Below are 650 nucleotides of genomic sequence, written 5' to 3'. Positions count from 1 at the left end.
TACGGGCATGATGTTACTGGGGATGGTCATTTTCCTGTTTACCGTGAGTGGCGGGACGCTCTGGTATCTTGGCGGGATGATACAGGCGAACCTGGAAGAAATCAGGAAGCAGAACGAGAATCTGGAGAAGCTGAACGCGAAGACATGGGGCGTGCGTTATCACGAGGGGAGCAACGGACGTTTTCTGGTGTTGCCCGAGGGGATGAAAGCCGAAACGAACTGGACGATGGAAAACGGGAAACAGAATGCCGTAAGGCTGGTACAGGAGTAACAGAGCATGACGGAGCTGGAAAGACATTTGCTGAACGCATTAGAGCAACTGCAACAGGACTATATGCAGCGGCTGAACGAATGGGAGAGCGCCTTCGTGGAATTGCAGAAAATGTTTTCGCTTACGCAACGGGACAACGCGATGCTGAACGAGCGGGTCATGCAGTTGAGTCAGCAGGTGCAGCACTTGAGCGAGCAGACAGAACGCTTGAGCCAGTTATACAGCGAGAACAGGAGATAAGGGACGAACGGCTGATACAGGAACGCGAACATGAGTTATCCCTGGAGCGTGAGCGCCAGCTGGAAATACAGGAACGGACACTGGATGGCCCTTCGCTGGGATGGTAATCAGAGGCAGGCTAAAATGTTGTCAGCGCGTT

2 protein-coding genes are annotated in these 650 nt (G+C 53.1%); both read left to right on the top strand.

Annotation, left to right across the window (positions count from 1 at the left end):
* Nucleotides 1-271 (top strand): mobilization protein (locus OGY08_RS00330; protein WP_286565339.1); only part of this gene is annotated, 271 nt, incomplete at its 5' end.
* A 6-nt stretch (nt 272-277) separates the two neighbouring features.
* A complete protein-coding gene (locus OGY08_RS00325; protein ID WP_000137439.1) occupies nt 278-511 on the top strand; it encodes an MbeD family mobilization/exclusion protein in 234 nt (77 codons plus the stop codon).
* The last annotated feature ends 139 nt before the right edge of the window (nt 512-650 follow it).

Origin of the sequence: Citrobacter sp. Cpo069, from assembly GCF_030332785.1 — a bacterium.
Lineage (GTDB): Bacteria > Pseudomonadota > Gammaproteobacteria > Enterobacterales > Enterobacteriaceae > Citrobacter > Citrobacter portucalensis.
The sequence above is the reverse complement of the archived record's forward strand: the minus strand, read 5'-3'. Positions and strand labels throughout refer to the sequence as shown.